This is a genomic window from Pantoea sp. RCC30.1, assembly GCF_058148845.1.
In genome coordinates this window covers 1-24,790 of the sequence record NZ_JBXUHX010000034.1, presented here as the reverse complement: position 1 = coordinate 24,790, position 24,790 = coordinate 1, and the positions used below count along the sequence as shown (strand labels likewise).

The window sequence follows — 24,790 nt, the reverse complement described above, 5'->3', positions numbered from 1 at the left end:
TTAGCTTCTCTCCCCGCGAATCGACACTGACGGGAACGGATATCGTTCGCCGCGCTCTACCCAGTCCATAAAGTCGGCGCGTGCGCCAGGGAAGTTGATCAGCTTCCAGCCGACCATGCCCTGATTCCCGCCGTGGATAGGATCGCTGAAGAAGCCTTCACGGGTGTTCTGCAGGAGGAAGCTGAAGAAGACTTTTGCTGGCAGCTGGCTGAATTCCGCGCTGCCACTCTCCATCGCCTGCAGTAAGGCATCCTGCTGCTCGCTGCTGAGCTGGGCGAACACCTTGCCATGCTGCTTTTTGCTGTAGTTGTCGGCATCGGCCAGACCAAGGCGATAGATCTGCTGTGGCACCAGCGGCAGCTGATAGCCCAGCTCTTTCGGCAGATCGGGATTGAATGGCCCCTGCATATACCAGTTCGAACCCGTGGCATACGGCGTGTTCATCTGACGATCGATAAACTCCGGCACGCCTGCTTCGAGCGCACCCGGCCCGCGTTCGTCGCTGGGAATCAGACGCGCCACGGCGGCCGTGATAAAGGCGAACTCTTCGGCGGTGAACCAGTTCGGGTGGTAATCACGCGCCTTTTGTGGCGCTGCCGGGGTTTCAGCCGCCTGCGCGGCCAGCGGCAGGGAGAGCGCGCCCATCGCTGTGGAACCTACCGCCATTGCAGGCGCAAGAGTAATTGTCTTCAGCAAAAAACCCCTGCGTGAATGACCCTTTTTTTGTTCTGACATGACATTGCCTCATTCCCGCGCTGACCGGCGGTATGAAAAAAGTGGTGGTTGCGTTGTAATGGTTTTTATCAGCAGATACAGGCGCGGAGCCTGATTGTTACCGGTAACAAAACCAGCGCATTGTAACACTGCCATTCACAAAGATTTAGTTCCACGAAACAAAACCGCACAATTTCATTAACATCTATCCCCTTGCTGTCATGAGCAGAAACAACAGACTACAGACAGCGACCCGCCAAAAACGTTATAACAGGCAACACACAACAGCGGAGTGCCTATGTTTAAGTCTTTTTTTCCGCGGCCAGCGCTGTTTTTCAGCTCTGCGGCTGTCTGGAGTTTATTAGCGATTTTTGCCTGGTTCGGTTTTGCCGCGCATCTGCCCGGCATCTGGCCCACTTTTGAAACAGCAATGAAACAGCCCCTGCCGACCACGGCGGCGCGTTTTATCGCCGTGAGCCAGCTGTGGTTCTACCTCTACTACTGGATCATGGTAGCCATTTTTGCCGTGGCCTGGCGGTTGATTGATGCGCATCCCTGGCAGCGCTGGTCAGTGTGGGGTTCCGCGCTGATCATCTTCGTCACCTGGTTTGGCGTGCAGGTCGGGGTGGCCATTAATGCCTGGTACGGTCCGTTCTACGATCTGATTCAGAAAGCGCTAACCAAAGCGGGATCGGTGCAGATTGCGGAATTTTATCATGAGGTTTTCTCTTTTCTCGGCATCGCATTAATCGCGGTGGTGATTGGCGTACTCAACTCCTTCTTTATCAGCCACTGGGTTTTCCGCTGGCGTACTGCCATGAATAACTACTACATGCACAACTGGCAGCGTCTGCGTCATGTCGAAGGTGCCGCACAGCGTGTGCAGGAAGACACCATGCGGTTTGCGACCACGCTGGAAAACTGGGGTGTGAGTTTTATTCAGGCAATTATGACGCTGGTCGCGTTTTTGCCGGTGCTGGTCGCGCTATCACATCACGTGAAAGATATTCCAATCCTCGGCAATATTCCTTACGCGTTGGTGATTGCCGCTGTGCTCTGGTCGGTGTTCGGCACCGGATTGCTGGCGCTGGTCGGGATTAAGCTGCCGGGGCTGGAGTTCCGCAATCAGCGCGTTGAAGCTGCCTACCGTAAAGAGCTGGTTTACGGCGAGGACAATGCCGATCGCGCCGGGCCACAGACGGTGCAGGAGCTGTTCAGTCGCGTGCGGGTTAACTACTTCCGTCTCTACTTCCACTATCTCTACTTCAACATCACCCGCATCCTCTATCTGCAGGTCGATAACGTGTTTGGTCTGTTCCTGCTGTTCCCGTCAATTGTCGCGGGCACCATTACGCTGGGCTTACTCAACCAGATCACCAACGTGTTTGATCAGGTTCGCGGCTCGTTCCAGTATCTGATCGCCTCCTGGTCAACGCTGATCGAACTGATGTCAATCTACAAGCGTCTGCGCAGCTTTGAGCAGATTCTGGATGATGTGCCGCATGATGAGATGAAGCGCGAGGCATCAGAAGAGGTGTAGCGGGTGAGGATGAACGTTTCTTGAAATAAAAAAGCCACTCGTCAGAGTGGCTTTTTTATTTCAAAACCTGGAAGTAAAATCCTGCCCCTCACAGAAACGCCGCCAGGACGCCCGAAGGCGTCCTGTCAGCACAAGAGGGTACAACTCAGCTTATTTCAGCAGCTCAGCGGTCATGTGAACGCCGTTGTTGGTGTTAGCTTCAGTGATTTTATATGAAGCACCAGCATCCTGAGCCTGCGCAGCGATTTTCGCTTCAGCACCATCCAGTGTAGAGTCGACAGCGGTCACAGATTGGGCGAAGCTGGCGAATGGCAGAACAGAAAGGGCAATAACAGCTGCAAAAGTTTTGATAGATTTCATGGTCAATTCCTCAGTTAATTTTTATCAGGTAAGGCTTACTGCCTTGTTGATAGATATATTAGTCCGGAAGTTGATCAGTAAAAAGCGGAGGGTTTTGCTTATCTCATTCAGAAAAACTGATGATAAAAAGCACATTTCGCACAGTTATCGCTCAAAAGGTTAATAATCCAGCTTCAATAAAAAAGGCAGCATAACTCGCTGCCTTCAGAGGATTAACCGTGATGCCTTACCCGGCTGAAGATGGTCAGCGCAGCAAGCAGCATCAGTACTCCGCTGGCGACAAACACACCGCCTGCGCCGCGCAGGTCAAACATCCAGCCGCCCGCGGCTGCACCGACGGTAATCGCCAGCTGGATGGTGGCGACCAGCAGACCGCCGCCCGATTCCGCATCATCCGGCACCGCGCGCGAAATCCAGGTTGACCAGCCGGTTGGCATTGAACCAAACGCCATCCCCCAGATCGCTACACCCACGCCAACCAGCCAGCTGACATCACCAAAACTCACCAGCATCAGCGCAGTGACGCTCATTAACAGCGCCATGCCACTCAGCGTCAGCGACACGCTGCGGGTGACCAGAAAACCGGCCAGCGAGGTGCCAAAGAAGTTCGCCACGCCAAAGGCCAACAGCGCCAGCGACAGCTGATTGAGGTTGAGCTGTGCTTCGCCTTCCAGGAACGGACGCAGATAGGTGAAGAAGGCAAAGTGGCCGGTGAACATCATGATTACCGCCAGCATGCCCCAGCGCATCACACCGATACGCAGCAATGCCAGCACCCCGCCGTTGCGGGCTTTGTTCTCTGCCGGCATGGCGGGCAGGGTAAAGAACTGCCACAGCAGCGCCACTGCACCCAGTCCGGCAGTCAGCATAAAGATGTTGCGCCAGCCCACCAGGCCGCCGAGATAGCTGCCGAGCGGTGTGGCGATAATCGTCGCCAGCGAGATACCGCTGAAGACAATAGAGAGCGCGCGCGGCACCTGATCGCTGGGCACCAGACGCATGGTGATGGCGGTTGAGAGCGTCCAGAAGCCGCCAATAGCCATGCCCAGCAGCACCCGCGCCAGCAGGATCACCGTCAGGTCAGCCGCAAAGGCTACCATCAGCGCTGAGGCAATCAGCAACAGCGAAAACACCAGCATGACGATGCGGCGATCGATGCGCCGCGTGACGCTGCCGGTGACCAGACTGGTAAACAGTGCCACCAGCGCGGTGATAGTGACGGTCTGTCCCGCCTGCCCTTCAGACACACCGAGGCTGTGGGCCATCGGCGTCAGCAGACTCACGGGTAAAAATTCGGCGGTAATGAGGCTGAACACCCCAAACGCCATTGCAAATACCGCGCCCCAGGCGGGGCGGGTCGGCGAGGAAACCTCATCAGCCACTTCGGTTGTCAGACTCATGCTGCTTCTCCGGAAGATAAAAAAAGTGAGAGTGAGCATAGAGCGCCGCGTCAGGACGATCTATGATGCTTACACCTTCATTTTTGATAATTCGTCTGGAATCGTATGAGTCACTATGGCGATCTGACCAGTGAACTGCTGATGGGGATGCGCCTGTATGGCGTGAACTATCAGCGCATCGCGGTAAGCGCGCCGTTCGGGCTACACTATGAGCACGCACCGGGCCGGGCGCAGTTCCACTTTGTCGGGCGTGGCTCACTGCTGGTGCGCAGCGCCTCCGGCGAGGTGTTTCAGCTCAACAGCGGCGATGCGCTACTGGTGCCGCACGGTAAACCGCACAGCCTGATCTCCAGTGAGGAGGCGGACTGCCAGTGCATTAAAAACATGGCGAGCAAGCCGCTCTGCGACAGCGTCTGCGCCATCGCCGCCCCGGAAAATGCCGGTGAGGACGAGCACAGCGTACTGCTGTTCAGCGCCTGTATGGCGTTTGAGCTTGGCGGCATGCAGCCACTGATCAACACCATGCCGGATGTGATGCTGGTGAGCACCCTGCTGTCGCAGTATCCGGAGATTCAGCCGATGCTGGCGGCGATGGAGCGGGAGTCCCGGACACGTCAGGCAGGATTTGCTGGCATTCTGTCGCGTCTGGCGGATGTGGTTGCTGCCCTGATAGTGCGCGGCTGGGTAGAGAACGGCTGCGGCCAGAGTAGTGGGCTGGTGCAGGCGATGCGCGATCCCCGCCTGAGCCAGGCGATTGCCGCAATGCATCGGGAGCCGGGCGAAAACTGGACGGTGGCAAGGCTGGCGAGCGTGGCGGGTTGCTCGCGATCGGTGTTTGCCGGACGTTTTCTCAATGCCACTGGTATGACGCCGCTGCGTTATCTCACGGAGTTGCGGATGCGGCTGGCGGTGCAGCGGATTGTGAACAATGGCGAAGCAGTGGAAGCCGTGGCCTATCATCTCGGCTACGGCTCGATTGCGGCGTTCAGTCGCGCCTTTAAGCGGATTGTCGGGCAGTCACCAGGGGCGCTGCGTGCCGGACGTGAAGGCACGCAGGCGCTGGCCTCTTAACGAAAGACGCTGATCGCTTCTACCAGACGGTTAGCCTGATGGGTCATGCGACCAGAAGCCTCGGCGCTTTCTGTCACGCGCGCGGCGTTCTGATGGGTGATGTCATCAAGATCTTCCACCGCTGAGCTGACTTCACTGAGCGCGGTCGCCTGTTCAGCCGTAGCTGAACTGATCTGGGCGATCAGCGCGGTAACATTCTGCACCTGCGACACGATATCCTGCATCGTCCGGCCTGCTGCGCTGGCGTGCTCATTACCCGATTTGACCCGGCTGCCGCTGGCTTCGATCAGCATTTTAATCTCGCTGGCGGCTTTGGCGCTGCGCTGCGCCAGGCTGCGGACTTCGCCCGCAACGACCGCAAAGCCTTTGCCCTGCTCACCGGCCCGTGCTGCTTCTACTGCGGCGTTCAATGCCAGGATATTGGTCTGGAAGGCAATGCCGTCGATGACGCTGGTAATATTGGCGATACGCTTTGAACTGTCGGCAATTTCTCCCATCATGCCCATCATCTCAGTCATCACCTCACCGCCTTTGCTGGCCGCGCTGCTGGTACTGGCTGAGAGAGTATTCGCCTCGTGCGCGGTTTCGGTATTGCTCTTCACCGTCGCGGTCATTTCGTTCATGGTGGCTGCAGTCTGCTGCACATTGGCCGCGGCCTGCTCGGTACGGCGACTCAGTTCGTTGTTGCTGCGGGCGATGGCGTCGCTGGCGCTCAGCACATTGATCGCCTGACCGCTGACATCATCCACCAGCCAGCGGAACATCAATCCAAGCTGATCGATAGCGCGCAGCGTGACGCCGACCTCATCAACGCGATCCATCTGCTCAACTTTATGACTCGCACCGGTCGCCACGCGGAGCGCCTGTTTGCACATCCGCTCGATAGGACGTGAAATCTGCTGCTCCAGCCACAAACTGCAGAGCAGAAGCAGCCCAGCCATGCCTGCGGTAAAGCCGGCCAGTGCAGCGTGGGTCATGCCCAGTGCCCAGACGCCCGCCACCGAAAGAGGCAGTAACGCCGACAGTGTAGAACGGATGCGCCAGCGCAGGGGCAGTGTTTTCAGGATTGAGGCGGGACGACGCCAGCCACTGCCCACCAGCAGGCCTTTGTGAAAACGTCGCCCTCTGGCGCGGCCTTCAAGAAAATCCTGATAGAGTGCTTCGGTCTGACGCACTTCCTCTGCCGTGGGTTTGGTACGCACCGACATGTAGCCCTGCACTTTACCGTCGCGCACTACCGGAATGACATTGGCCCGCACCCAGTAGTGATCGCCGTTTTTCCGGCGGTTTTTGACCAGCGCCGTCCAGGGTTCACCCTGTTTCAGCGTCGCCCACATATCGGCAAACGCTTCTGGCGGCATATCAGGGTGACGCACCATATTATGCGGCTGGCCGTTAATCTCGTCGGCAGTGAATCCGCTTGCTTCGATAAACGCGTCGTTAGCGTAAGTGATGTGGCTGTTGAGATCGGTGGTCGACATCAATGTCGCATGATCGTCGAAAAGATATTCACGCTGAGAGACAGGCTGGTTGTTACGCATCAAAAGTCCTTGAAGACCCGACGTCCTGCACGCGACAGTCTGAGTGGCGGCGTGAAAACTTTGGGCTGAGAGAAAACGATTACATTTTTTTATGTTTTCGGCATGCGGCGGCCTACTCTTTAGCGACTAAGTTAAATTAATGGCAATAAAAAAGCCGCTTTGAAGCGGCTTTCACATTTTTGGCTGATTATTCATCCGTTAGCCGGATTTGAGGATTCCGGCAGTCGGCTAGCTGAGATCGACATTACGGGTGCCAAACCACCAGGTGAGCAGGAATCCACCGGTCCAGGCCACCATCAACCCGGCCAGGTAAACCGCCATACCGGCGAAGATCCCCTGGCTGGAGGTCATCAGTGGCAGAGTAACAAGTCCGGACGGTCCGAATACCGTGTTCATCCCTACCGGCAAACCCAGCCACGCCACCAGTCCGATAAAGAAACCGCCCAGTGCTCCGCCGCCACAGGCGGTGATAAACGGCTTGAGGCGCGGCAACGTGACGCCATAGATCAGCGGCTCTCCGACCCCAAGCAGGCCGGGCACAATGGCACCTTTGATTTGCGCCCGCAGCAGCGCGCCTTTTTCTGCTTTGCACCATAGTGCCAGTGATGCGCCGACCTGCCCGGCACCCGCCATCGCCAGAATCGGGAACAGCGAGTTAAAACCCTGGGTTTCCATCAGCGCAAAGTAGACCGGAATAAAGCCCTGATGGATGCCGAACATCACCGCGATCAGGAACAGCCCGGCCAGCAGCGCACAGCCAAAGGGATTGCTGTTGAGGTGGATAAAGAGCCACGACATCCCCTTAAACAGTTCGCCGCCCAGCGGCATGATCAGCAGATAGGTGATGGCCCCGGTGATCACCAGCGTGAACAGCGAGGTGAGGATCATATCCAGGTTGTCAGGAATGATTTTGCGCAGCTGTTTCTCGATCCACGCTCCACTCATCGCCGCCATCAGTACGCCGATGATATTGCCACGCGGGTCGATCGTCAGGCCAAAGAAGCTTTCCATGCCGCTGTAGTAGCCGGTGGTGGCCGTGGGCACATAGCCGAGCACAAACAGCGAGGCGATGATGGCGCCATTGACGCCGCTGCCGCCAAAGGCTTTCTGCGCGTTGTAGCCGATCAGGATGCTGAGGAAAGTGAACAGCCCTTTGCCGAACACCTTCATGTACGCCACGGTGTGCAGCAGCCAGGGCGCATGGTCGCCGGGGACATTAAGGTGAAGGCTCTGTTCAATCAGCGTGGCGAATCCCAGCAGCAGCCCTGCGCCGATAAAACCCGGGATCAGCGGGGTGAAGATAGTGGCGAAGCGCGACAGGAACTGATGCACGCCACTGGTCTGTTTCGCTTTTAGCTGCTGTTTCTGCTGCTGCGCCAGCTGGCTGAGTTCGGGTGTATCGCCCTGCGGAGCCAGCGTGGTATGCCCCTGCTCCAGCAGGATTTGCATCCCCTCGGTGGCGGTTTGCGCTTTGCCCGGCCCCAGGACAACCTGCAACTGTGCCTCGCTGTCGATAACGCCTAAGACACCCGGCAGGCTTTTTAACCTTGCCAGATCAACCTGTTCCGGCTGATTAAGCGTCAGGCGGAGCCGTGTCATGCAGTGACCGCAAGCCGCGATATTTTGCGCGCCACCGACTGCCTGCAGGATGTCACGCAACAGTGCTTCGGTGATTTTCGCCATTAGCGTGCTCCCGCTGCCTGCAGAGCCTGACGGATAAAGCCCTGGTGCTCACTGAGCAGCGCTTTCGCCTCATCGGCGGTCAGGTCAGCCAGTACCATCAGGATGGCGGTTTTGCAGTGTCCACCGCAGGCGATGAGCGCGGCGCTTGCCGTTGCATCATCACAGTCCGTGGCCTGCATGACAATGTTGACCTGCCGCTGCACCAGTTTCTGGTTGGTGGCTTCCACATCGACCATCAGGTTGCCGTACACTTTTCCGCTGCGGATCATCGATCCGGTGGTGAGCATGTTGAGTACCAGTTTTTGCGCGGTGCCCGCTTTCATGCGGGAGGAGCCGGTGACCACTTCCGGACCGACCACCGGCGTGAGCGCAATCGCGGCCACCTGCGACATGGCACTGCCAGGATTACAGGTGAGCGCCACGGTGGTCGCGCCAAGCTCGTTCGCGTAAGCCAGCGCACCCAGTACATAAGGTGTGCGGCCACTGGCGGCGATACCGACCAGCACATCGTGGCGGCTGAAGTGGATATCTTTCAGGTCCTGTGCGCCCTGCTCCCGATTGTCTTCGGCATTTTCAACCGCCTGTAATATGGCGGTATGGCCGCCGGCAATCAGACCGATGACCTGTTCGCGGGGTGTACCGAAGGTAGGCGGGCATTCGCTGGCATCCAGGATGCCCAGCCGCCCGGAGGTGCCCGCGCCGCAATAAATCAGTCGCCCACCCGCCCGGAACGCGGTGCAGATGGCGTCAACGGCGGCGGCGATCTGCGGCACGATGGCCTCAACCGCCAGCGCCACCTTTTTATCTTCATCATTAATGACGCGCAGCATCGCTTCGGTGGAGAGTTCATCAATGTTCTGGCTGGCCGGGTTGCGGCCTTCGGTGATCATCTGGCTGAGGTCGAGTTTCATGGCGGACTCCGCTAAGGAATAAATTATTCAAATTACCAACTATCATAACGAATGATTAATTCACTGGGTGAGATCTTTTTTTAATGGATGGGGGATGAATCATGTTGCGGGGGCGGGTTGAGTGAGTGATATCTGGCATTCGGCACTTGATCGCTGCGCATTCCGGTCTGGGCGCAGGGTATGTGAGTGGCGTCGTTGTCAAATCGGAGCCGGTCAGAGAAGGTTCACCTGATCGTAAAGACACATTCATCATCCATGACGCCCGGTCCACGCCAACCGGGCGTTTGGGCGCTTTACTCTTCAGGTGAACCTTTTCTTCCTTCAAACTGTTTTATTGCTGTTTGAAAGCAGACTGGGTCTGTCATTCGGATAGCAGGCTGCTTAATGCCGAAAATAAACTCATAATTACGGTTTTTAATTCCCCTAAAGCGCTGCACAGAAATCACATAAAGGCGGATACAAAGGGGAGCGGAGTAAAGCGTCCGCTGCATGGATGCGGCGGCCGAGGCCCCAGGGATAGGTTTACGCCGACTTTACGCAGCCCCCCTTTGTATCCGACTGAACGGCACAAATGCTGGTCTTTGATTTCAGCATTATCGACCATGTAAGAACTCAGTCACACAAACAAAAAGGGCCCAACTTTCGTTGAGCCCTTTTTAACGTCAATGCCGTGTTCAGCTTGCGGTCTGTGTCCGCAGCTCCAGTTCATACTCTTTCGCCTTTTCGGCGTCGAACTGGTTTTCCCAGCGGGCAATAACCAGCACCGCCAGCGCGTTACCGACCACGTTCAGCGCGGTGCGCGCCATATCCATGATGCGGTCAACACCGGCGATAAACGCCAGACCTTCCAGAGGAATGCCGACGCTGCCCAGTGTGGCCAGCAGTACCACGAAGGATACGCCAGGCACACCCGCGATCCCTTTCGAGGTCACCATCAGCGTCAGAACCAACACAATCTCATCGGTCAGCGACAGGTCAATGCCATACAGCTGCGCAATAAAGATCGCCGCAATACTCTGATAAAGCGTTGAACCATCCAGATTAAACGAATACCCGGTCGGCACCACGAAGCTGGTGATCGCTTTCGGCGCGCCGTAGGCTTCCATCTTCTCCATAATGCGCGGCAACACGGTTTCCGAGCTGGATGTGGAGTAAGAGAGAATCAGCTCATCTTTCAGGATGCGCATCAGCGTGGTAATCCGCAGCTGACAGAAGCGCGCCACCCCGCCCAGCACCACAAAGGCGAAGAACAGAATCGCGGCGTAAACCAGCAGTACCAGCTTAGCCAGCGGCCACAGCGAGGCAAAACCGAAGTTGGCAATGGTCACCGCGATCAGCGCAAACACACCTACCGGCGCATAACGCATGATCATGTGCGTCACTTTAAACATCGCTTCAGAAATGCCACGGAACAGATTCACCAGCGGATCGCGCTGTTCTGACGGCAGTGACGACAGACCTAAGCCAAACAGCACCGAGAAAAAGATAATCGGCAGCATGTCGCCCTTCGCCATCGAGGCGAAAATATTCTGCGGGATCAGCGACAGAATGGTGGTCACCAGGCTGTGCGGACCACCCTGTACCTCTGCCGTTGTCGCTTCATATTTAGAGATGTCCACCGTTGCCAGCGTTGACATATCAATGCCGGTTCCGGGTTGAAATACGTTGGCCAGTGTAATACCGACCACAATGGCAATGGTGGTGATCACTTCAAAGTAGAGAATCGTTTTGACGCCGATGCGTCCCAGCTTCTTTGCATCACCCACGCCAGCGATGCCGACAATCAGGGATGAAATGACGATCGGTACCACAATCATCTTGATGAGATGAATAAAGATATCGCCTGCCGGACTGAGAATGTTGGCGACTAACCATTCACGATTGTCTGGCTGATTATGCAACACAGCACCCACAACGATGCCAAGCACCAGGGCTGTCAGAATCTGCCAGGCCAGGCTGATTTTAAAACCTTTCATAACGCGTAATTTCCTCAGTCAAAACCCGTTTCTCTCTACTGCGAAGGTGCAGAAGACAATACACACAGGGAGTGAGCAAAAAGCCCGGTAAATTAGAGGGTGTTAAGAAACAGCGCCTCGTATGAAAATCTGATGATTCCCATACCCATTTTCAGACGCGGTCTGAGTTGATACCTGCAGAACAGGGGCGAGATAAGTACCATTTTCACTGTGGTAAATGCAACCCCCGGAAGATCCGATTAAAAGTTAGCCACCTAAGTAGCATAAAGTGCTGCCGAAAGTAAAAATCCCTAACCTGCTGTTATGAAAAGTAATACTTCGATGAATTTACGCATAGCTATTCAGGGTCGGTTAAAAACGCTCCCGGTGCGTTTGCTTGCTTTTTATCCAGCCATTTCCCCTATGACGCCCCTTCTTAATTCCTCATCGCCGACAGAGAGTTAAACGGAAAGAGCAGAGTGGCTTCACGCTTCGCGGCGGGAGGTTTATCACGTGATCTGTGGCGCAAAAAAGAAACAAAGGCTCAGGGCAGGCTTTAATTAACCATTGATTGACATATCATTAACATCTTCAAGGAGATCCGCCATGAGCCAAATACACAAACATCCCGTTCCAGAGAATATTGCAGCAAACACCCTGATTACTGCTGAACAGTATCAGGCGATGTATCAGCAATCTGTCGACGATCCAGACAGTTTCTGGGGCGAACAGGGCAAAATCCTTGACTGGATCAAGCCTTACAGCAAAGTGAAAAACTGCTCGTTCGCGCCAGGTAACATTAACATTCGCTGGTACGAAGATGGCACGCTCAACCTGGCGGCAAACTGCCTTGACCGTCATCTCGCCACGCGCGGCGATCACCCGGCAATTATCTGGGAAGGCGACGACGCCAGCGAAAGCAAAACCCTGACCTTCCGCCAGCTGCATGCCGAAGTCTGTCGCTTCGCCAACGTGCTGGAGCTGCTGGAAGTGAAAAAAGGCGACGTGGTGGCGATCTATATGCCGATGGTGCCGGAAGCCGCTGTGGCGATGCTGGCCTGTGCGCGTATTGGTGCTGTCCACTCGGTCATATTTGGCGGCTTCTCACCGGAAGCCGTTGCTGGCCGCATCGTCGATTCCAGCGCTTCACTGGTTATTACAGCCGATGAAGGGATCCGCGCCGGTCGCAGCATTCCGCTGAAGAAAAATGTTGATGATGCATTAAAAAACCCGAATGTCACCAGCGTGAAAAACGTGGTGGTGTTCCAGCGCACCGGTAAAGAGGTGGGCTGGATTGAAGGCCGCGATCAGTGGTGGCATGACCTGATGCTCAACGCCAGTACCAACCACTCAGCTGCCGAAGTCGGCGCGGAAGATCCCCTGTTTATCCTTTATACGTCGGGTTCAACCGGCAAACCTAAAGGTGTGCTGCATACCACCGGCGGTTATCTGGTCTATGCCGCCACTACCTTTAAGTTCGTCTTTGATTACCATCAGGATGATATCTACTGGTGCACCGCCGATGTCGGCTGGGTAACAGGTCACAGCTATCTGGTTTATGGCCCGCTGGCCTGTGGCGCCACCACGCTGATGTTTGAAGGGGTGCCTAACTGGCCAACGCCGAGCCGCATGGCGGAAGTGGTTGATAAACATAAAGTCACCCTGCTCTACACCGCGCCGACCGCAATCCGTGCGCTGATGGCCGAAGGTGACAAGGCGATTGCCGGCACCGACCGCAGCAGCCTGCGCATTATGGGTTCGGTCGGCGAGCCGATTAACCCGGAAGCCTGGGAATGGTATTACAAGAAAATCGGTAACAGCCGCTGCCCGATTGTGGATACCTGGTGGCAGACCGAAACCGGCGGCTTCATGATCACGCCGCTGCCGGGTGCGACGGAGCTTAAAGCCGGTTCCGCTACCCGACCGTTCTTTGGCGTGCAACCGGCGCTCGTCGATAACGAAGGTCAGCCGCAGGAAGGTGCCTGTGAAGGCAATCTGGTGATCACCGAATCGTGGCCGGGCCAGGCACGTACCCTCTTTGGCGATCATGACCGTTTCGAGCAGACCTACTTCTCCACCTTTAAAAATGTCTACTTCAGTGGTGACGGTGCCCGTCGCGATGAAGATGGCTACTACTGGATCACGGGTCGCGTCGATGACGTGCTCAACGTCTCCGGTCACCGCCTTGGCACCGCCGAAATTGAATCGGCACTGGTGTCGCATCCTAAAATTGCCGAAGCGGCCGTGGTCGGGATTCCGCACAGTATCAAAGGCCAGGCGATTTACGCCTATATCACGCTGAATCACGGCGAAGAACCCTCTCCGGAGCTGTACACCGAAGTGCGCCAGTGGGTCCGCAAAGAGATTGGCCCGATCGCCACGCCTGATGTGCTGCACTGGACAGACTCACTGCCGAAAACCCGCTCTGGCAAAATCATGCGCCGTATTCTGCGTAAAATTGCCACCGGCGATACCAGTAACCTTGGTGATACCTCTACCCTCGCCGATCCAGGCGTTGTAGAGAAACTGCTTGAGGAGAAACAATCGATCAAAATGCCTTAAGCGCACGCTGTCCGGCGGGAAGATCACTTCCCGCCACACCCGCCCTACGCAGTCTGTTTCGGTAGTCACAAATATTATAACCAGCTGAATCCGCGCCCTGTCGTGAGGTTCTCGCCTGCAAGCCCTCTGGAGAAAATGTGATGAATGACGCCCTTTCGAATCAGGATGCAATCAATCAGCAGATTGAACGTAATCCCCTTTTTCATGAGTTAGTCCATAAACGCCAGGCGTTCGCGACGCTGCTGTCGCTGATCATGCTGGTGCTCTATGTCGGTTTTATCCTGCTGATTGCCTTTGCACCCGGCTGGCTCGGCACGCCGCTGCATGCCGGAACCAATGTGACGCGCGGTATCCCGATTGGTGTTGGTCTGATTGTGATGTCGTTTGTGCTGACCGGCGTCTATGTCTGGCGCGCTAACGGTGAGTTTGACCGTTTAACGAAAGCGATCCTCAGCGAGGTGAAATCATGACGCGTCTCACCTTATGGCTACTGGCCTTAATGTTGCCGTTTTCAGCGCTGGCCGCCGATGCGATAACCGGTGCGGTGCAGCGCCAGCCGACTAACTATCAGGCGATTATCATGTTTACGATTTTCGTCGGTGCCACTCTGGGGATTACGTACTGGGCGTCAAAGCGAACACGTTCGCGTAACGACTACTACACCGCAGGCGGCAATATCACCGGTTTCCAGAATGGTCTGGCGATGGCGGGTGACTTCATGTCAGCGGCCTCGTTCCTGGGCATTTCGGCGCTGGTTTACACCTCCGGCTATGACGGGCTGATCTACTCGCTCGGCTTCCTGGTCGGCTGGCCGATGATTCTGTTTTTAATCGCCGAGCGGCTGCGCAACCTGGGTCGTTATACCTTTGCTGACGTCGCCTCCTATCGTCTGAAGCAGATGCCGATCCGCACCCTGTCAGCCTGTGGTTCGCTGGTGGTGGTAGCGCTCTACCTCATCGCGCAGATGGTAGGTGCCGGTAAACTCATCCAGTTACTGTTCGGCCTTAACTACCATGTAGCGGTGGTTCTGGTCGGCATTCTGATGGTGATGTATGTGCTGTTTGGCGGCATGCTGGCTACCACCTGGGTGCAGATCATCAAGGCCGTACTGCTGCTGTTTGGTGCGACCTTTATGGCGGTCATGGTGATGAAGGCGGCCAATTTCAGCTTTAATACGCTGTTTACCGAAGCGATGGCGGTCCATCCCAAGGGCATCGCGATTATGCAGCCAGGCGGGCTGGTCAAAGATCCGATCTCGGCGCTGTCGCTGGGGCTGGGGCTGATGTTCGGTACGGCCGGATTGCCGCATATTCTGATGCGCTTCTTCACCGTCGCGGATGCCAAAGAGGCGCGTAAAAGCGTCTTCTGGGCGACCGGCTTTATGGGCTACTTCTACTTCCTCACCTTTATTATCGGCTTCGGTGCCATTCTGCTGGTGGGCGCTAACCCGGCCTTTAAAGATGCCAGCGGCGCGCTGATTGGCGGCACCAATATGGCGGCGGTGCATCTGGCGGATGCCGTGGGCGGCAGCACCTTCCTGGGCTTTATCTCTGCGGTGGCATTCGCCACGATTCTGGCCGTGGTCGCGGGCTTAACCCTTGCAGGCGCATCGGCGGTATCGCACGACCTCTATGCCAGCGTGTATCGTAAAGGTCAGGCGAGCGAGAAAGATGAACTGCGGGTCTCTAAAATCACCGTGCTGGCGCTGGGTGTGGTGGCGATTGCGCTGGGGATTTTGTTTGAGAAGCAGAATATCGCCTTTATGGTCGGGCTGGCCTTCTCGATTGCGGCCAGCTGTAACTTCCCGATCATCCTGCTGTCGATGTACTGGTCAAAACTCACCACGCGCGGCGCGATGGTGGGCGGATGGCTGGGTCTGCTGACCGCCGTGATTCTGATGATCCTTGGCCCGACCGTGTGGGTTCAGGTGCTGGGTAACGCGAAGCCGATTTTCCCGTATGAATATCCGGCGCTGTTCTCCATGGTGGTGGCCTTTGTTGGCATCTGGCTCTTCTCCATTACTGACCATTCGCAGCAGGGCGCAGAGGAGCGTTCACGCTTCCGCGCGCAGTTTATTCGCTCGCAGACGGGCACCGGCATTGAACAGGGCAAGGCGCACTAATCGCCGTTTTTCATTCATAACGAGCGGACAATAAAAAAGGGCGGCTACCGGGGTAGTCGCCCTTTTCTTTCACGCAACAGAATCAGAAGCGCAGCGATGCACCCACGTACGGGCCATCGACCAGCACGTTATCTTTGCGTCCATCTTTGTTGTTCAGTTCGATGTACTGATAACCCACACGCAGGTTAAGCAGTGAAATTGGCGTGAAGCTCAGGCCGCCAGCGGCTTCCTGATAGCTGTCGAGCTGATCGGTGAACGACTCCGGCGCGTAATAATACTCGCCATACAGGCCCCACATGCTGTTGATGCTGTAATGTGCTGCACCACCCAGCGCCACCGCAAATCCATCTTTTCCATCTTCAGGATGGGTGAAGATCGCTTTTGCGGTCGGTGCCAGACGCAGTGGTCCGAAATCAACGTTGTAACCCAGACCGGCACCGTAAGTGCTGCCGTCATGGTCGCTACGCAGCCAGTTACCTTTCAGAAACAGACCGGGTGTGGTGGTGCCCAGACCCAGATTCAGGTTGGTGTTGTGTTCACTGACATCAACACTGCCTTCAATCGCCTGAGCGGCACCGCTCATTAAAACCAGCCCGAGGGCGCTCCCGGCAACAAGTTGCTTAAACATGATTCCACTCCGTGAAGGACAATTAATTCGGCCGCAAGGTTAACAGCCTGAAATGGGGAGACAACAAAATCTGGAAAACTTTACGTAAAAATACGTGTCTCTCTCAGGAGGTCTGCCGTCACTGCGCAACGGAGTGTAGACTATATAGTCCACATCAGGTATCCAATCAGCGGGGCCAGCACCACGGTCACTACGCCCGATAGCATCATCACCAGGCTGGCGACCACACCCTCCTGCTGTCCAAGCTGATAAGCGCGTGCCGTGCCGGCACCGTGCGACGCCGCTCCAAACCCGGCACCTTTCGCTACACCCTGCTTAATCGCGATGCGCAGAAACAGCACGTCACCTATCGCCATGCCAAACACGCCCGTGATCACCACAAACAGCGCCACCAGATCGGGCTGACCGCCAATCGGTCCTGCTGCGGCCAGCGCAAATGGCGTAGTAATAGAGCGGACCGCCAGGCTGCGCTGGATCGACTCCGGCAGGGTTAACAGCCGCGCCAGCCAGACAGAACTGCAGACGGCGACCAGCGTCGCGGTCAGGACGCCCGCGCTCAGGGACAACCAGTGGCGCTTAATAATCTGCACGTTCTCATAGACCGGCACCGCAAACGCCAGCGTGGCAGGCCCGAGCAACCAGAGCAGCCAGTGGTTTTCTGCGATGTAATCCTGCCAGCTGATGTGCGTCAGCAGCAGCAGAGCCACCAGCACCAGCGGCGTCATCACCAGAGGCATCAGCAGCAGTATGCGCCAGCGACTATAGAGCCGTTTATTCAGCGCATAAACCAGCAGCGTGACCGCTACACAGAGCAGGCTGAGCAGAAAATCACGCATCAGTATCCTGCTTACGCGCGGCGCGCGCGACTTCATACTGATAGAGCCGATCCACCACCCAGGCGGTAGAGGCCAGCACCAGCATCGTACTGACGCCGATTACCACGCAGATGCGCCAGCCATCGACCCGCAGCAGATCGCCATAATTCACTACCGCCACGACCGCCGGAATGAAGAACAGCAGCATCTCGGCCAGCAGCCAGCGCGATCCGGCTTTTACCCAGTTCAGCGGCACAATCCGCGTCACGATCAACGCCAGAAGCAACAGCATCCCGACGATATTGGCGGGCAGCGGCAGGTGCAGCCAGCTCACCAGCCGGTCGCAGGCGATAAACAGGCCGATATAGAAGCCCAGTTGCAGCGGCAGGCTGAGCCATTGCACTGCGCGGTTGCTGCGTAAAGTGAGCGCCAGCGCCATCACTTTTTCTCCCCAATTAATTTGATGTCATCAGTATAAAACGCCAGCACAAGGTGAAAAAAATGAATTAAAATTATCGTAATCATGCCTGAAAGGAATAGTTATGGACGTGCGCGCCCTGCGTTACTTTACTGAGGTGGTTCGCCAGCAGAGCTTTACCCGCGCGGCGCAAAAGTTGTTTGTGACGCAGCCGACCATCAGCAAAATGTTGCGCCAGCTGGAAGAGGAGCTGGGCTGCACGCTGATCCTGCGCGATGGCCGTCGTCTGCACCTCACCGACAGCGGCCAGGCGGTTTATCAGCGCGGCCTGGCCATCCTGCAGGAGTTTCATCAACTGGAAGCGGAGATTGGTGACATCAACCAACTCAAAACCGGTGAGCTGCGGCTCGGTATTCCGCCGATGGTGGGTATGCAAATAGCCGGATCGATTTCCGCCTTTCGCCGTCGCTACCCCGGCGTGAAGCTGAAAATCTCTGAATTTGGCGGTCTGACCGTTCAGCAGGCGGTACTGGCGGGTAGTCTCGATATCGCCCTGACCGCACTGCCGGTCGATCCTGAGCTGCCCTTAAACACCCTGCCGTTGATGCATCATCCGCTCTGCGTGCTGCTGCCGCGCCGCCCTGAGTGGCTCGGCCGCCAGCAGATTGGATTGGCTGAGCTGGCTGAGCATCCGCTACTGATTTTCAACGAGGAGTTCTCGCTAAATCGTCAGCTGATGCAGGCATTTCAGCGGCTCAATCTGACGCCAACGGTGGCGGTTCGCAGCGGTCAGTGGGATTTTCTGGCGGCGATGGTGCAGGCGGAGATGGGGCTGGCGATTCTGCCGGAGCCGATCTGTCAGCGGCTGGATAAGCAGTCGCTATTGTGGCTGCCGCTGGAATCGGAGCTGAAGTGGAGTCTGGGATTGATCTGGCGGGAAGGGAGTTATCTGTCGCGCAGTGCGCAGGCGTGGATAAACTGTTGTCGCGAACACTGGCCGGATGAGCCGCCGCGTCTGTCGGTGTGAAAAGCTGGCACGCCCGCCTGAATGCGCAGGCGTGCCAGTCAGGGCTTACTCTTCTTTTTCGATCAGCAGCGCTTCAAGCAGATCCAGATCGTGCAATAACGTCTGCATCGTCTCATTGGAGATCTGTTGGGTAGCTCGCAGATGATAAAGCTCGGCACGTTCGGCGCGCAGACCGGTCAGGCGGAAACGACGCTCAAGGTTCTCAGCGTACAGCGCATGCTCCAGGTCATTCTTCCCTTCGGCGCGGCGACGTAAATTGCCCGTCACCCGCAGACTCACCTCTTTCAGCAGTTCCGGATCGATGTTCTCTTCCGACTCATTTTCCAGCCGCTGTTCCATCTTATGCAGGCTCTCAACCGCTGCGCCCGCCATCAGCGCACGAGCATTCTGCAGCTCACGGCGATGTGCACCTTTGTCGATGCTATCAATGCCGCGCAGCAGAATCGGCAGCAGCACCACGCCCACCAGCAGTGAGACCAGAATCACGCCGGTGGCGATAAACACCAGCTCATAGCGCGCCGGGAAGGGTTCACCCGTGGTGAGGTACAGTGGAATCGACAGCACACCGGCCAGGGTAATCGCCCCGCGCACCCCGGCAAAGGTGGCGATCAGTAGCTCGCGCAGCGAGTAGTTAGCAAACTCCAGCGGCTTCTTCTTCAACAGACGTTTGCTCAGACGCTGCATGATCCACAGCCAGCCAAAACGCACCAGCATCAGCGCCAGATAGACCAGTCCGATATCGGCGAACAGCATCCACAATTCGACGTTAGTATCGGCCTGTGCCTGATCGATGGAGGTCTGCAGAATGTCCGGCAGCTGCAGGCCCAGCATCAGGAAGACCATGCCGTTGAATATGAATTCCAGCATCTGCCAGACGCTGTTAGCACGCAGGCGCATCGCCAGGGGTGCCTGACGAATAATACCGGAACGGGTAATGGTCATACCGGCAGCTACGGCCGCCAGGATGCCTGAGACACCCAGATGTTCAGCAATCAGGTAAGAGGCGAACGGCAGCAGCAGTAGCAGCACGGTCTGTGTCGCCGGATCATCCCCGCTCCAGCGGCTGAACAGACGCAGTGATTTACCGTACAGCCAGCAGATCGCCACACCGGCAATCAGACCGCCAATGGCGACTTTCATGAACTCAATGCTGGCACCGCCCCAGGTAAACACCATTGTGCCCATAGCAACGGCCACGGCAAATTTCAGTGATACGAGGCCCGATGCATCGTTCATCAGGGCTTCACCCTGCACGATCGACATAATCTTCTTGGGAATGCGGCCTTCACCGACAATGCCGGAGAGTGCCACGGCATCGGTTGGCGACAGCACCGCCGCCAGCGCAAAGGCCGGGATCAGCGGGATACCTGGCACCATCCAGTAGATCAGATAGCCGATACCGATCACGGTAATCAGGACCAGCGCCAGCGCCAGGCCAATAATCTCGCGCCCATGATGCAGGAACTCACTGATCGGCGTTTTCCAGCCATCCGCGAACAGCAGCGGCGGAATGAACAGTACCAGAAACAGCTCCGGGTCAAAGTCGACATGCAGACCAAACGTTGGCCAGGCCAGCATCGCACCTACGGCGATCTGAACCAGCGGCAACGGGATCTGAAAAGGGAGAATGCGGGCCGCGACGCCAGAGAGCGACACGACCAGCGTCATGATGAGAATAGTAAAAAAGATTTCCATGCTTTCCTTAGGCGTCGTTTCTTTCAATCATTGGTTAAGCGCTAAAGTGTAAAACAAACGGCTGTGAAGATTGTCAGCTACGCGTGCGCCGGGCGGGAAAAAAGTGAAAAATTCCGGACGCGCAGTCGCACGCCCGGTTATACAGTCAGATCGCCCAGCCACCGGCGTAAAACGCCACAAGCGCAACGGCAATAATCACGGTGCCGACGTTGAGCTTACGCCATTCACCGGCGAAGAGACGCCCTACCACCAGGCTGGCGAAACCGATCATAATGCCGGTCACGATATTGCAGGTGAGCACGATAATCACTGCTGTTAACAGGCCCGACATCGCATCGACAAAATCACCGAAGTCGACTTTTGCCACGTTACTGAGCATCAGCAGACCGACATACATTAAGGCAGGTGCAGTAGCGTAAGCGGGCACCAGATAAGCCAGTGGCGACATAAACAGGATGGCGAGGAACAGCAGACCGACCACAATCGCGGTAAGGCCGGTTTTACCGCCCGCCGCCGTGCCTGCCGCCGACTCGATATAAACCGCAGCCGGTGATGCGCCCACCAGACCCGCGAACAGGCTGCTCACCGAGTCGCTGGTCAGCGCACGGCCGCCATTGATAATCTGGCCCTGTTTATCCAGCAGGTTTGCCTGACCCGCGACCGCGCGAATGGTGCCGGTGGCATCAAAGACCGCCGTCATCACCAGCGCCAGCACGCTGGGTAGCACCGCAGGTTTCATTGCACCCATGATGTCGAGGCTGAACAGCAGCGACTGACCGCTGGCGTCACGCAGGCTTGGCAGCGCAAACAGTCCCTGATAACTCACCGCCGGGTCAAAGATCAGGCCCAGCAGCGAAATGGCGATAATTGTCAGCAGGATGCCACCCGGCACCCGGCGCTTCTCCAGTCCAATAATTGCGGCCAGCCCCAGCAGCGTCATCATTACCGGGAAAGTGGTGAAGTGACCCAGTGCCACCGGCAGGCCCGGTGCCGGGTTTTTCACAACCAGACCCACGCCATCCGCGGCAATCAGCAGCAGAAACAGGCCAATCCCGACACCGGTGCCGTGCGCCACGCCCATCGGCAGATTACGCAGTATCCAGGCACGAATGCCGGTCACCGAGATCAGGGTAAACAGCAGGCCCATCAGGAACACTGCGCCCAGCGCCACTGGCACGCTGATGTGCTGACCCAGCACCAGGCTGAACGCGGTAAAGGCGGTTAAGGAGATCGCGCAGCCAATGGCCATCGGCAGATTGGCCCACAGCCCCATAAGGATGGAACCAAAGCTGGCGACCAGACAGGTGGCGACAAACACGGCGGAAGGGGAAAAACCGGCTTTGCCGAGCATTCCCGGCACCACGATGACGGAGTAGACCATCGCCAGGAAGGTGGTAAGTCCGGCCAGAATTTCCTGGCGCACGCTGCTGCCGCGCGCCGAGATGGAGAACCAGGCGTCCAGTTTTCCACTGGCCGGGCGTGATTCAGTTGACATAGTTGAGCCTCAAGAATTTTTGTTGTGTGGATCGCTCTGCGACCATCGCTGTCCCTGGAATAAGCGGGTAGACGGCGTCACTGTCGGGATTAACCCGCCAGGCAAACGTTTACCTTGCCGCAGATAGTTGACCGTCAAAATCGGCCAGATAAAAAGGCATGGGATTATCCGGCGTTTAGCGGCACATTTTCAACTGCCCGAGGGAGATTCTTGAGCATAAATTGATATCTCCACACTCCTGAGGACAAAGATTTTTACCGCGGAAAAGAGGTGTTGCCGCTGAATGTGCAAATGCGGATCGATACGCCCGCCAGGGTGGTGGATAGAGGCTGGACGGAGAACTGCCCCTTTGCTAAGTCAGAACAGGCCCTGATAAATACGGACTGCATCGGGCATGACGCTAATTGCACGGTTGCAGTGGACGGAAAACCATACACCGTGCACAGCAACTGCTGGCAGTACACGGATAATGATCTGTCACAGTCTGCAGATAACTGAACCTGTGACGTTTATTGGATGTGCACTAACTAAAGTAATAAACTCACTATCGTAATCATCAAAGTCTGTCTTAAACCAATACAACTCGCCCTGACCACCATGGTCCCCTTTTTACCCATGAGATATTTTCTTAGTGCAGGAATATGATCTCTGCCAGTAGGCAGCCACGGCAGCTAAATTAAGACAACAATAGGATAATAAGTGACATCCTACTGAAGATTTGCCATCGGCTCGAGTTTTCTTTAATGAATAGTAATAAAGATTTTCTACACAGCCATCATAAATAGCCATTCGTTATAATGGCCTTCTCATTGCCAGTGTAAAACAGACTATCCCCACGTAAAGATAACTAACTTTTTAGTTGCCGTTAAATTTTTTGATGCATCTTTATTTTGCATGTTAATTATAAAAAATTAATTAGACTTAGTGTTAAATCCTAATCAGTGAAATGTTAATCAGGAAGATGACAGCATTCTGGTTATTTATACTTAAATTTATCACCCTGCATCAGGGTATGCATTCCACATTCATTACTGAGCGGGTAGGATGATAAGAACACCAGGCTTATGGAAACACTTGCCAGACTTTTTACAAACCAGGTGAGACAAGGAGATAATCCTGAAGCCCTAAAGCATGCGAATAGAATGGATGAGATTAGGTTATTACGTAATAATCAGATAGCAGGATTGCTTTATTACATGACGTTTTAACATGGATGGACATTAAGGATGAGTAAACGTATTGATATTATGGATGGGAGACTCGCCACCGGATTACGCGGCGGTTTAATTTATACGGAAGTGCTGGGTTGGATTGATCTGGGACATGCAAGGGGTGGGGATATCATCCGGCTAATGCAAAAAATAAATGCTGGTGAAGCATCAAGCGGGAAAACTTACGACGTTACCTATTCACAATCTATGGTCGATGGCAAGACGAGGCTACGCTTAGGCAAGTTCATCACCTGGCGAATCCGAAAAGGGCAAACATATTTTGAACGACAATCTATAGCCCTCGCAATGATGATGACATTATCAAGAAAGTTTGAAAATTTTCAGCATTCATTCCCTAATAACTTAATCACTGATAGTGGCTTTAGCGGAGAAGATCTCGTTTCAGACCTGCTGGGGTTTTATCGAATAATGACGTGTATAAATCTGTTCCCGCTTTTGAAACCAGTCAGCAAAGAAGAAGCGCAAAAACGGTGGGATTACTATGGAAAAATTGGATCCTGGAAGAATGAAACCTTCAAGCCGCTGTTATTTCCTGACCCAGCGATTTACCCTAACCCCCAACCCTATTTCGGCCATTTACCTGACATCATGAGGACGATTACTCCTTATAAAAACTGGGAATCAGGAAATGTTGGTATTGCTACGGCTAACGGTAACTTTATGCAATTAGGCGGAGAAGCAATGCTATGAGATTTTCGCATAAAGTTATGTTGATAGTGTCAGGGCTGCTAGTTGCTGGACTTATTTCTGTATGGCCATACGTTCAGATGGATTTTGCAGGGAGCGCCAGATATACGGAAAAAGACACAAGACAATACGAATTTTATACCCCAAAACTGCTTAAAAACATGCCTCGTGTTACAAAGAATTACGGTTTTAGTTTCTCAAACGTTGCGGGGCCAGGCTTGCTCATTTACGAATTACAATTTCAGGGTACGACTGATACAAGCCAAATTGATAGATATCTCGAACAGCATGGATATAAAAAATCCAGCACCTGTGATATCCAGGGTGACTGCTGGACCGGCCCGGAACCGAAAGTATCTCTGTCCGTGGGTATTATCAAAGATCCAGGTACGCTTATTATATCCATGGTGAAAGAACCCTAGTCGTATGATGCAATGAGGGCTCCGATTGAGGCCCCTCAAACATCTGTAGTGCAGTTCTCATACAAAATCAGAGCGTTTGATACAAACAGTTCCTGTAGAGGTGTGAAGCTAGTGCGGTTCATCCCCGCTCGTGCGGGGAACACGCTAAAATTATCCCTCTGATTATCCTGCGTTTTTTCACACCGGATAATTCCACCAGATTTTACATCCTGTTTTTACACAATGTACACAAAACCGCCATTACACAATTTACGCAAAAATCAGCGCGACTTTTAGCAGATAACAGGATTTTAACGATGGTTTTCGGTAGTGCTGACAACCGGACATCATACGCTTCTCTCGGAAGCGAAATTATTCTATCAACGTCCAGCTAAATGTCATGCACGACGCTCTTAACCCAAAAGGGCAAAAAACAATAAAAAAGCGTTTTCATCTCGATAAATGAGGGCATTAGCCAGGCAGCGAAAGCTCACCACCCTGTGCAATCGCGCGTTGCCAGGCGGCACGCTGCT

General features: G+C 55.2%; 20 protein-coding genes. 8 read left to right on the top strand and 12 right to left on the bottom strand.

Translation table 11 applies throughout. The annotated features are described in order from the left end of the window. Positions 1-735, bottom strand: coding sequence for a gluconate 2-dehydrogenase subunit 3 family protein (locus AC2LB6_RS21005; RefSeq protein ID WP_490094988.1), 735 nt, complete (start codon positions 733-735; stop codon positions 1-3). A gap of 277 nt (positions 736-1,012) precedes the next feature. On the opposite strand from AC2LB6_RS21005, the gene sbmA reads away from it, so the two are divergent. After that, positions 1,013-2,254 (top strand): peptide antibiotic transporter SbmA, encoded by a 1,242-nt coding sequence (gene sbmA / locus AC2LB6_RS21000; protein ID WP_490094987.1) that lies wholly within the window; start codon positions 1,013-1,015, stop codon positions 2,252-2,254. Between the two features lie 150 nt (positions 2,255-2,404). Here sbmA and AC2LB6_RS20995 read toward each other — a convergent pair whose 3' ends face one another. Continuing rightward, positions 2,405-2,614, bottom strand: coding sequence for a YdgH/BhsA/McbA family protein (locus AC2LB6_RS20995; RefSeq protein ID WP_490094986.1), 210 nt, complete (start codon positions 2,612-2,614; stop codon positions 2,405-2,407). Positions 2,615-2,826: 212 nt separating this feature from the next. Beyond that, positions 2,827-4,014, bottom strand: coding sequence for an MFS transporter (locus AC2LB6_RS20990; protein WP_490094985.1), 1,188 nt, complete (start codon positions 4,012-4,014; stop codon positions 2,827-2,829). Between the two features lie 105 nt (positions 4,015-4,119). Between AC2LB6_RS20990 and AC2LB6_RS20985 the strand changes: the two genes are divergently transcribed. Then, entirely contained in the window at positions 4,120-5,085 is a 966-nt protein-coding gene (locus AC2LB6_RS20985) for a cupin domain-containing protein (RefSeq protein WP_490094984.1), read from the top strand. Here the strand turns inward: AC2LB6_RS20985 and AC2LB6_RS20980 are convergent. The 4 genes from AC2LB6_RS20980 to gltP all read right to left on the bottom strand — a co-directional run bounded on the left by AC2LB6_RS20980 (position 5,082) and on the right by gltP (position 11,196). Then, positions 5,082-6,626, bottom strand: a complete 1,545-nt coding sequence (locus tag AC2LB6_RS20980) for a methyl-accepting chemotaxis protein (RefSeq protein WP_490094983.1) — start codon at positions 6,624-6,626, stop codon at positions 5,082-5,084. The two genes, AC2LB6_RS20985 and AC2LB6_RS20980, sit on opposite strands and share 4 nt — an antisense overlap. Positions 6,627-6,854: 228 nt before the next feature. Further along, a complete protein-coding gene (gene murP, locus AC2LB6_RS20975; protein ID WP_490094982.1) occupies positions 6,855-8,309 on the bottom strand; it encodes a PTS N-acetylmuramic acid transporter subunit IIBC in 1,455 nt (484 codons plus the stop codon). After that, on the bottom strand, positions 8,309-9,220 hold the full coding sequence (murQ, locus tag AC2LB6_RS20970) for an N-acetylmuramic acid 6-phosphate etherase (RefSeq protein ID WP_490094981.1): 912 nt from the start codon (positions 9,218-9,220) through the stop codon (positions 8,309-8,311). The genes murP and murQ overlap by 1 nt, the downstream gene beginning before the upstream one ends. 674 nt (positions 9,221-9,894) lie before the next feature. Next, the gene (gltP, locus tag AC2LB6_RS20965; protein ID WP_490094980.1) at positions 9,895-11,196 is read right to left on the bottom strand and encodes a glutamate/aspartate:proton symporter GltP; all 1,302 of its coding nucleotides are present in this window, start codon (positions 11,194-11,196) and stop codon (positions 9,895-9,897) included. A gap of 585 nt (positions 11,197-11,781) precedes the next feature. On the opposite strand from gltP, the gene acs reads away from it, so the two are divergent. From acs to actP, 3 genes are all read left to right on the top strand, one after another. Further along, on the top strand, positions 11,782-13,737 hold the full coding sequence (acs, locus tag AC2LB6_RS20960) for an acetate--CoA ligase (RefSeq protein ID WP_490094979.1): 1,956 nt from the start codon (positions 11,782-11,784) through the stop codon (positions 13,735-13,737). Between the two features lie 140 nt (positions 13,738-13,877). Next, positions 13,878-14,207, top strand: coding sequence for a DUF485 domain-containing protein (locus AC2LB6_RS20955; RefSeq protein ID WP_090963735.1), 330 nt, complete (start codon positions 13,878-13,880; stop codon positions 14,205-14,207). Continuing rightward, positions 14,204-15,859, top strand: coding sequence for a cation/acetate symporter ActP (gene actP, locus AC2LB6_RS20950; protein ID WP_090963733.1), 1,656 nt, complete (start codon positions 14,204-14,206; stop codon positions 15,857-15,859). The genes AC2LB6_RS20955 and actP overlap by 4 nt, the downstream gene beginning before the upstream one ends. A gap of 82 nt (positions 15,860-15,941) precedes the next feature. Here the strand turns inward: actP and AC2LB6_RS20945 are convergent, their stop codons facing one another. The 3 genes from AC2LB6_RS20945 to AC2LB6_RS20935 all read right to left on the bottom strand — a co-directional run bounded on the left by AC2LB6_RS20945 (position 15,942) and on the right by AC2LB6_RS20935 (position 17,741). Next, a complete protein-coding gene (locus AC2LB6_RS20945) occupies positions 15,942-16,487 on the bottom strand; it encodes a YfaZ family outer membrane protein (protein ID WP_490094978.1) in 546 nt (181 codons plus the stop codon). A 140-nt stretch (positions 16,488-16,627) separates the two neighbouring features. Beyond that, a complete protein-coding gene (locus tag AC2LB6_RS20940) occupies positions 16,628-17,323 on the bottom strand; it encodes an LrgB family protein (RefSeq protein WP_490094977.1) in 696 nt (231 codons plus the stop codon). Then, on the bottom strand, positions 17,316-17,741 hold the full coding sequence (locus AC2LB6_RS20935) for a CidA/LrgA family protein (RefSeq protein WP_490094976.1): 426 nt from the start codon (positions 17,739-17,741) through the stop codon (positions 17,316-17,318). Before AC2LB6_RS20935 ends, AC2LB6_RS20940 begins: the two co-directional genes overlap by 8 nt. A 103-nt stretch (positions 17,742-17,844) precedes the next feature. On the opposite strand from AC2LB6_RS20935, the gene AC2LB6_RS20930 reads away from it, so the two are divergent. Beyond that, entirely contained in the window at positions 17,845-18,747 is a 903-nt protein-coding gene (locus AC2LB6_RS20930) for a LysR family transcriptional regulator (protein ID WP_490094975.1), read from the top strand. Between the two features lie 45 nt (positions 18,748-18,792). On the opposite strand, the gene AC2LB6_RS20925 is transcribed toward AC2LB6_RS20930, so the two are convergent. Together AC2LB6_RS20925 and AC2LB6_RS20920 are read right to left on the bottom strand one after the other, a co-directional pair. Then, entirely contained in the window at positions 18,793-20,442 is a 1,650-nt protein-coding gene (locus tag AC2LB6_RS20925; protein WP_490094974.1) for a Na+/H+ antiporter, read from the bottom strand. Positions 20,443-20,587: 145 nt separating this feature from the next. Further along, entirely contained in the window at positions 20,588-21,937 is a 1,350-nt protein-coding gene (locus AC2LB6_RS20920; protein ID WP_136198645.1) for an NCS2 family permease, read from the bottom strand. 1,226 nt (positions 21,938-23,163) lie between these two features. On the opposite strand from AC2LB6_RS20920, the gene AC2LB6_RS20915 reads away from it, so the two are divergent. Next, complete coding sequence (locus AC2LB6_RS20915) at positions 23,164-23,859, top strand: hypothetical protein (RefSeq protein WP_490094973.1); 696 nt, start codon at positions 23,164-23,166, stop codon at positions 23,857-23,859. Beyond that, positions 23,856-24,278, top strand: a complete 423-nt coding sequence (locus AC2LB6_RS20910) for a hypothetical protein (protein ID WP_490094972.1) — start codon at positions 23,856-23,858, stop codon at positions 24,276-24,278. The genes AC2LB6_RS20915 and AC2LB6_RS20910 overlap by 4 nt, the downstream gene beginning before the upstream one ends. Positions 24,279-24,790: the final 512 nt, after the last annotated feature.

Coding starts and splice junctions, on each gene's coding strand:
- AC2LB6_RS21005 (WP_490094988.1), bottom strand. CDS start 735: ATGTCAGAACAAAAAAAGGGTCATTCACGCAGGGGTTTTTTGCTGAAG.
- sbmA (WP_490094987.1), top strand. CDS start 1,013: ATGTTTAAGTCTTTTTTTCCGCGGCCAGCGCTGTTTTTCAGCTCTGCG.
- AC2LB6_RS20995 (WP_490094986.1), bottom strand. CDS start 2,614: ATGAAATCTATCAAAACTTTTGCAGCTGTTATTGCCCTTTCTGTTCTG.
- AC2LB6_RS20990 (WP_490094985.1), bottom strand. CDS start 4,014: ATGAGTCTGACAACCGAAGTGGCTGATGAGGTTTCCTCGCCGACCCGC.
- AC2LB6_RS20985 (WP_490094984.1), top strand. CDS start 4,120: ATGAGTCACTATGGCGATCTGACCAGTGAACTGCTGATGGGGATGCGC.
- AC2LB6_RS20980 (WP_490094983.1), bottom strand. CDS start 6,626: ATGCGTAACAACCAGCCTGTCTCTCAGCGTGAATATCTTTTCGACGAT.
- murP (WP_490094982.1), bottom strand. CDS start 8,309: ATGGCGAAAATCACCGAAGCACTGTTGCGTGACATCCTGCAGGCAGTC.
- murQ (WP_490094981.1), bottom strand. CDS start 9,220: ATGAAACTCGACCTCAGCCAGATGATCACCGAAGGCCGCAACCCGGCC.
- gltP (WP_490094980.1), bottom strand. CDS start 11,196: ATGAAAGGTTTTAAAATCAGCCTGGCCTGGCAGATTCTGACAGCCCTG.
- acs (WP_490094979.1), top strand. CDS start 11,782: ATGAGCCAAATACACAAACATCCCGTTCCAGAGAATATTGCAGCAAAC.
- AC2LB6_RS20955 (WP_090963735.1), top strand. CDS start 13,878: ATGAATGACGCCCTTTCGAATCAGGATGCAATCAATCAGCAGATTGAA.
- actP (WP_090963733.1), top strand. CDS start 14,204: ATGACGCGTCTCACCTTATGGCTACTGGCCTTAATGTTGCCGTTTTCA.
- AC2LB6_RS20945 (WP_490094978.1), bottom strand. CDS start 16,487: ATGTTTAAGCAACTTGTTGCCGGGAGCGCCCTCGGGCTGGTTTTAATG.
- AC2LB6_RS20940 (WP_490094977.1), bottom strand. CDS start 17,323: ATGCGTGATTTTCTGCTCAGCCTGCTCTGTGTAGCGGTCACGCTGCTG.
- AC2LB6_RS20935 (WP_490094976.1), bottom strand. CDS start 17,741: ATGGCGCTGGCGCTCACTTTACGCAGCAACCGCGCAGTGCAATGGCTC.
- AC2LB6_RS20930 (WP_490094975.1), top strand. CDS start 17,845: ATGGACGTGCGCGCCCTGCGTTACTTTACTGAGGTGGTTCGCCAGCAG.
- AC2LB6_RS20925 (WP_490094974.1), bottom strand. CDS start 20,442: ATGGAAATCTTTTTTACTATTCTCATCATGACGCTGGTCGTGTCGCTC.
- AC2LB6_RS20920 (WP_136198645.1), bottom strand. CDS start 21,937: ATGTCAACTGAATCACGCCCGGCCAGTGGAAAACTGGACGCCTGGTTC.
- AC2LB6_RS20915 (WP_490094973.1), top strand. CDS start 23,164: ATGAGTAAACGTATTGATATTATGGATGGGAGACTCGCCACCGGATTA.
- AC2LB6_RS20910 (WP_490094972.1), top strand. CDS start 23,856: ATGAGATTTTCGCATAAAGTTATGTTGATAGTGTCAGGGCTGCTAGTT.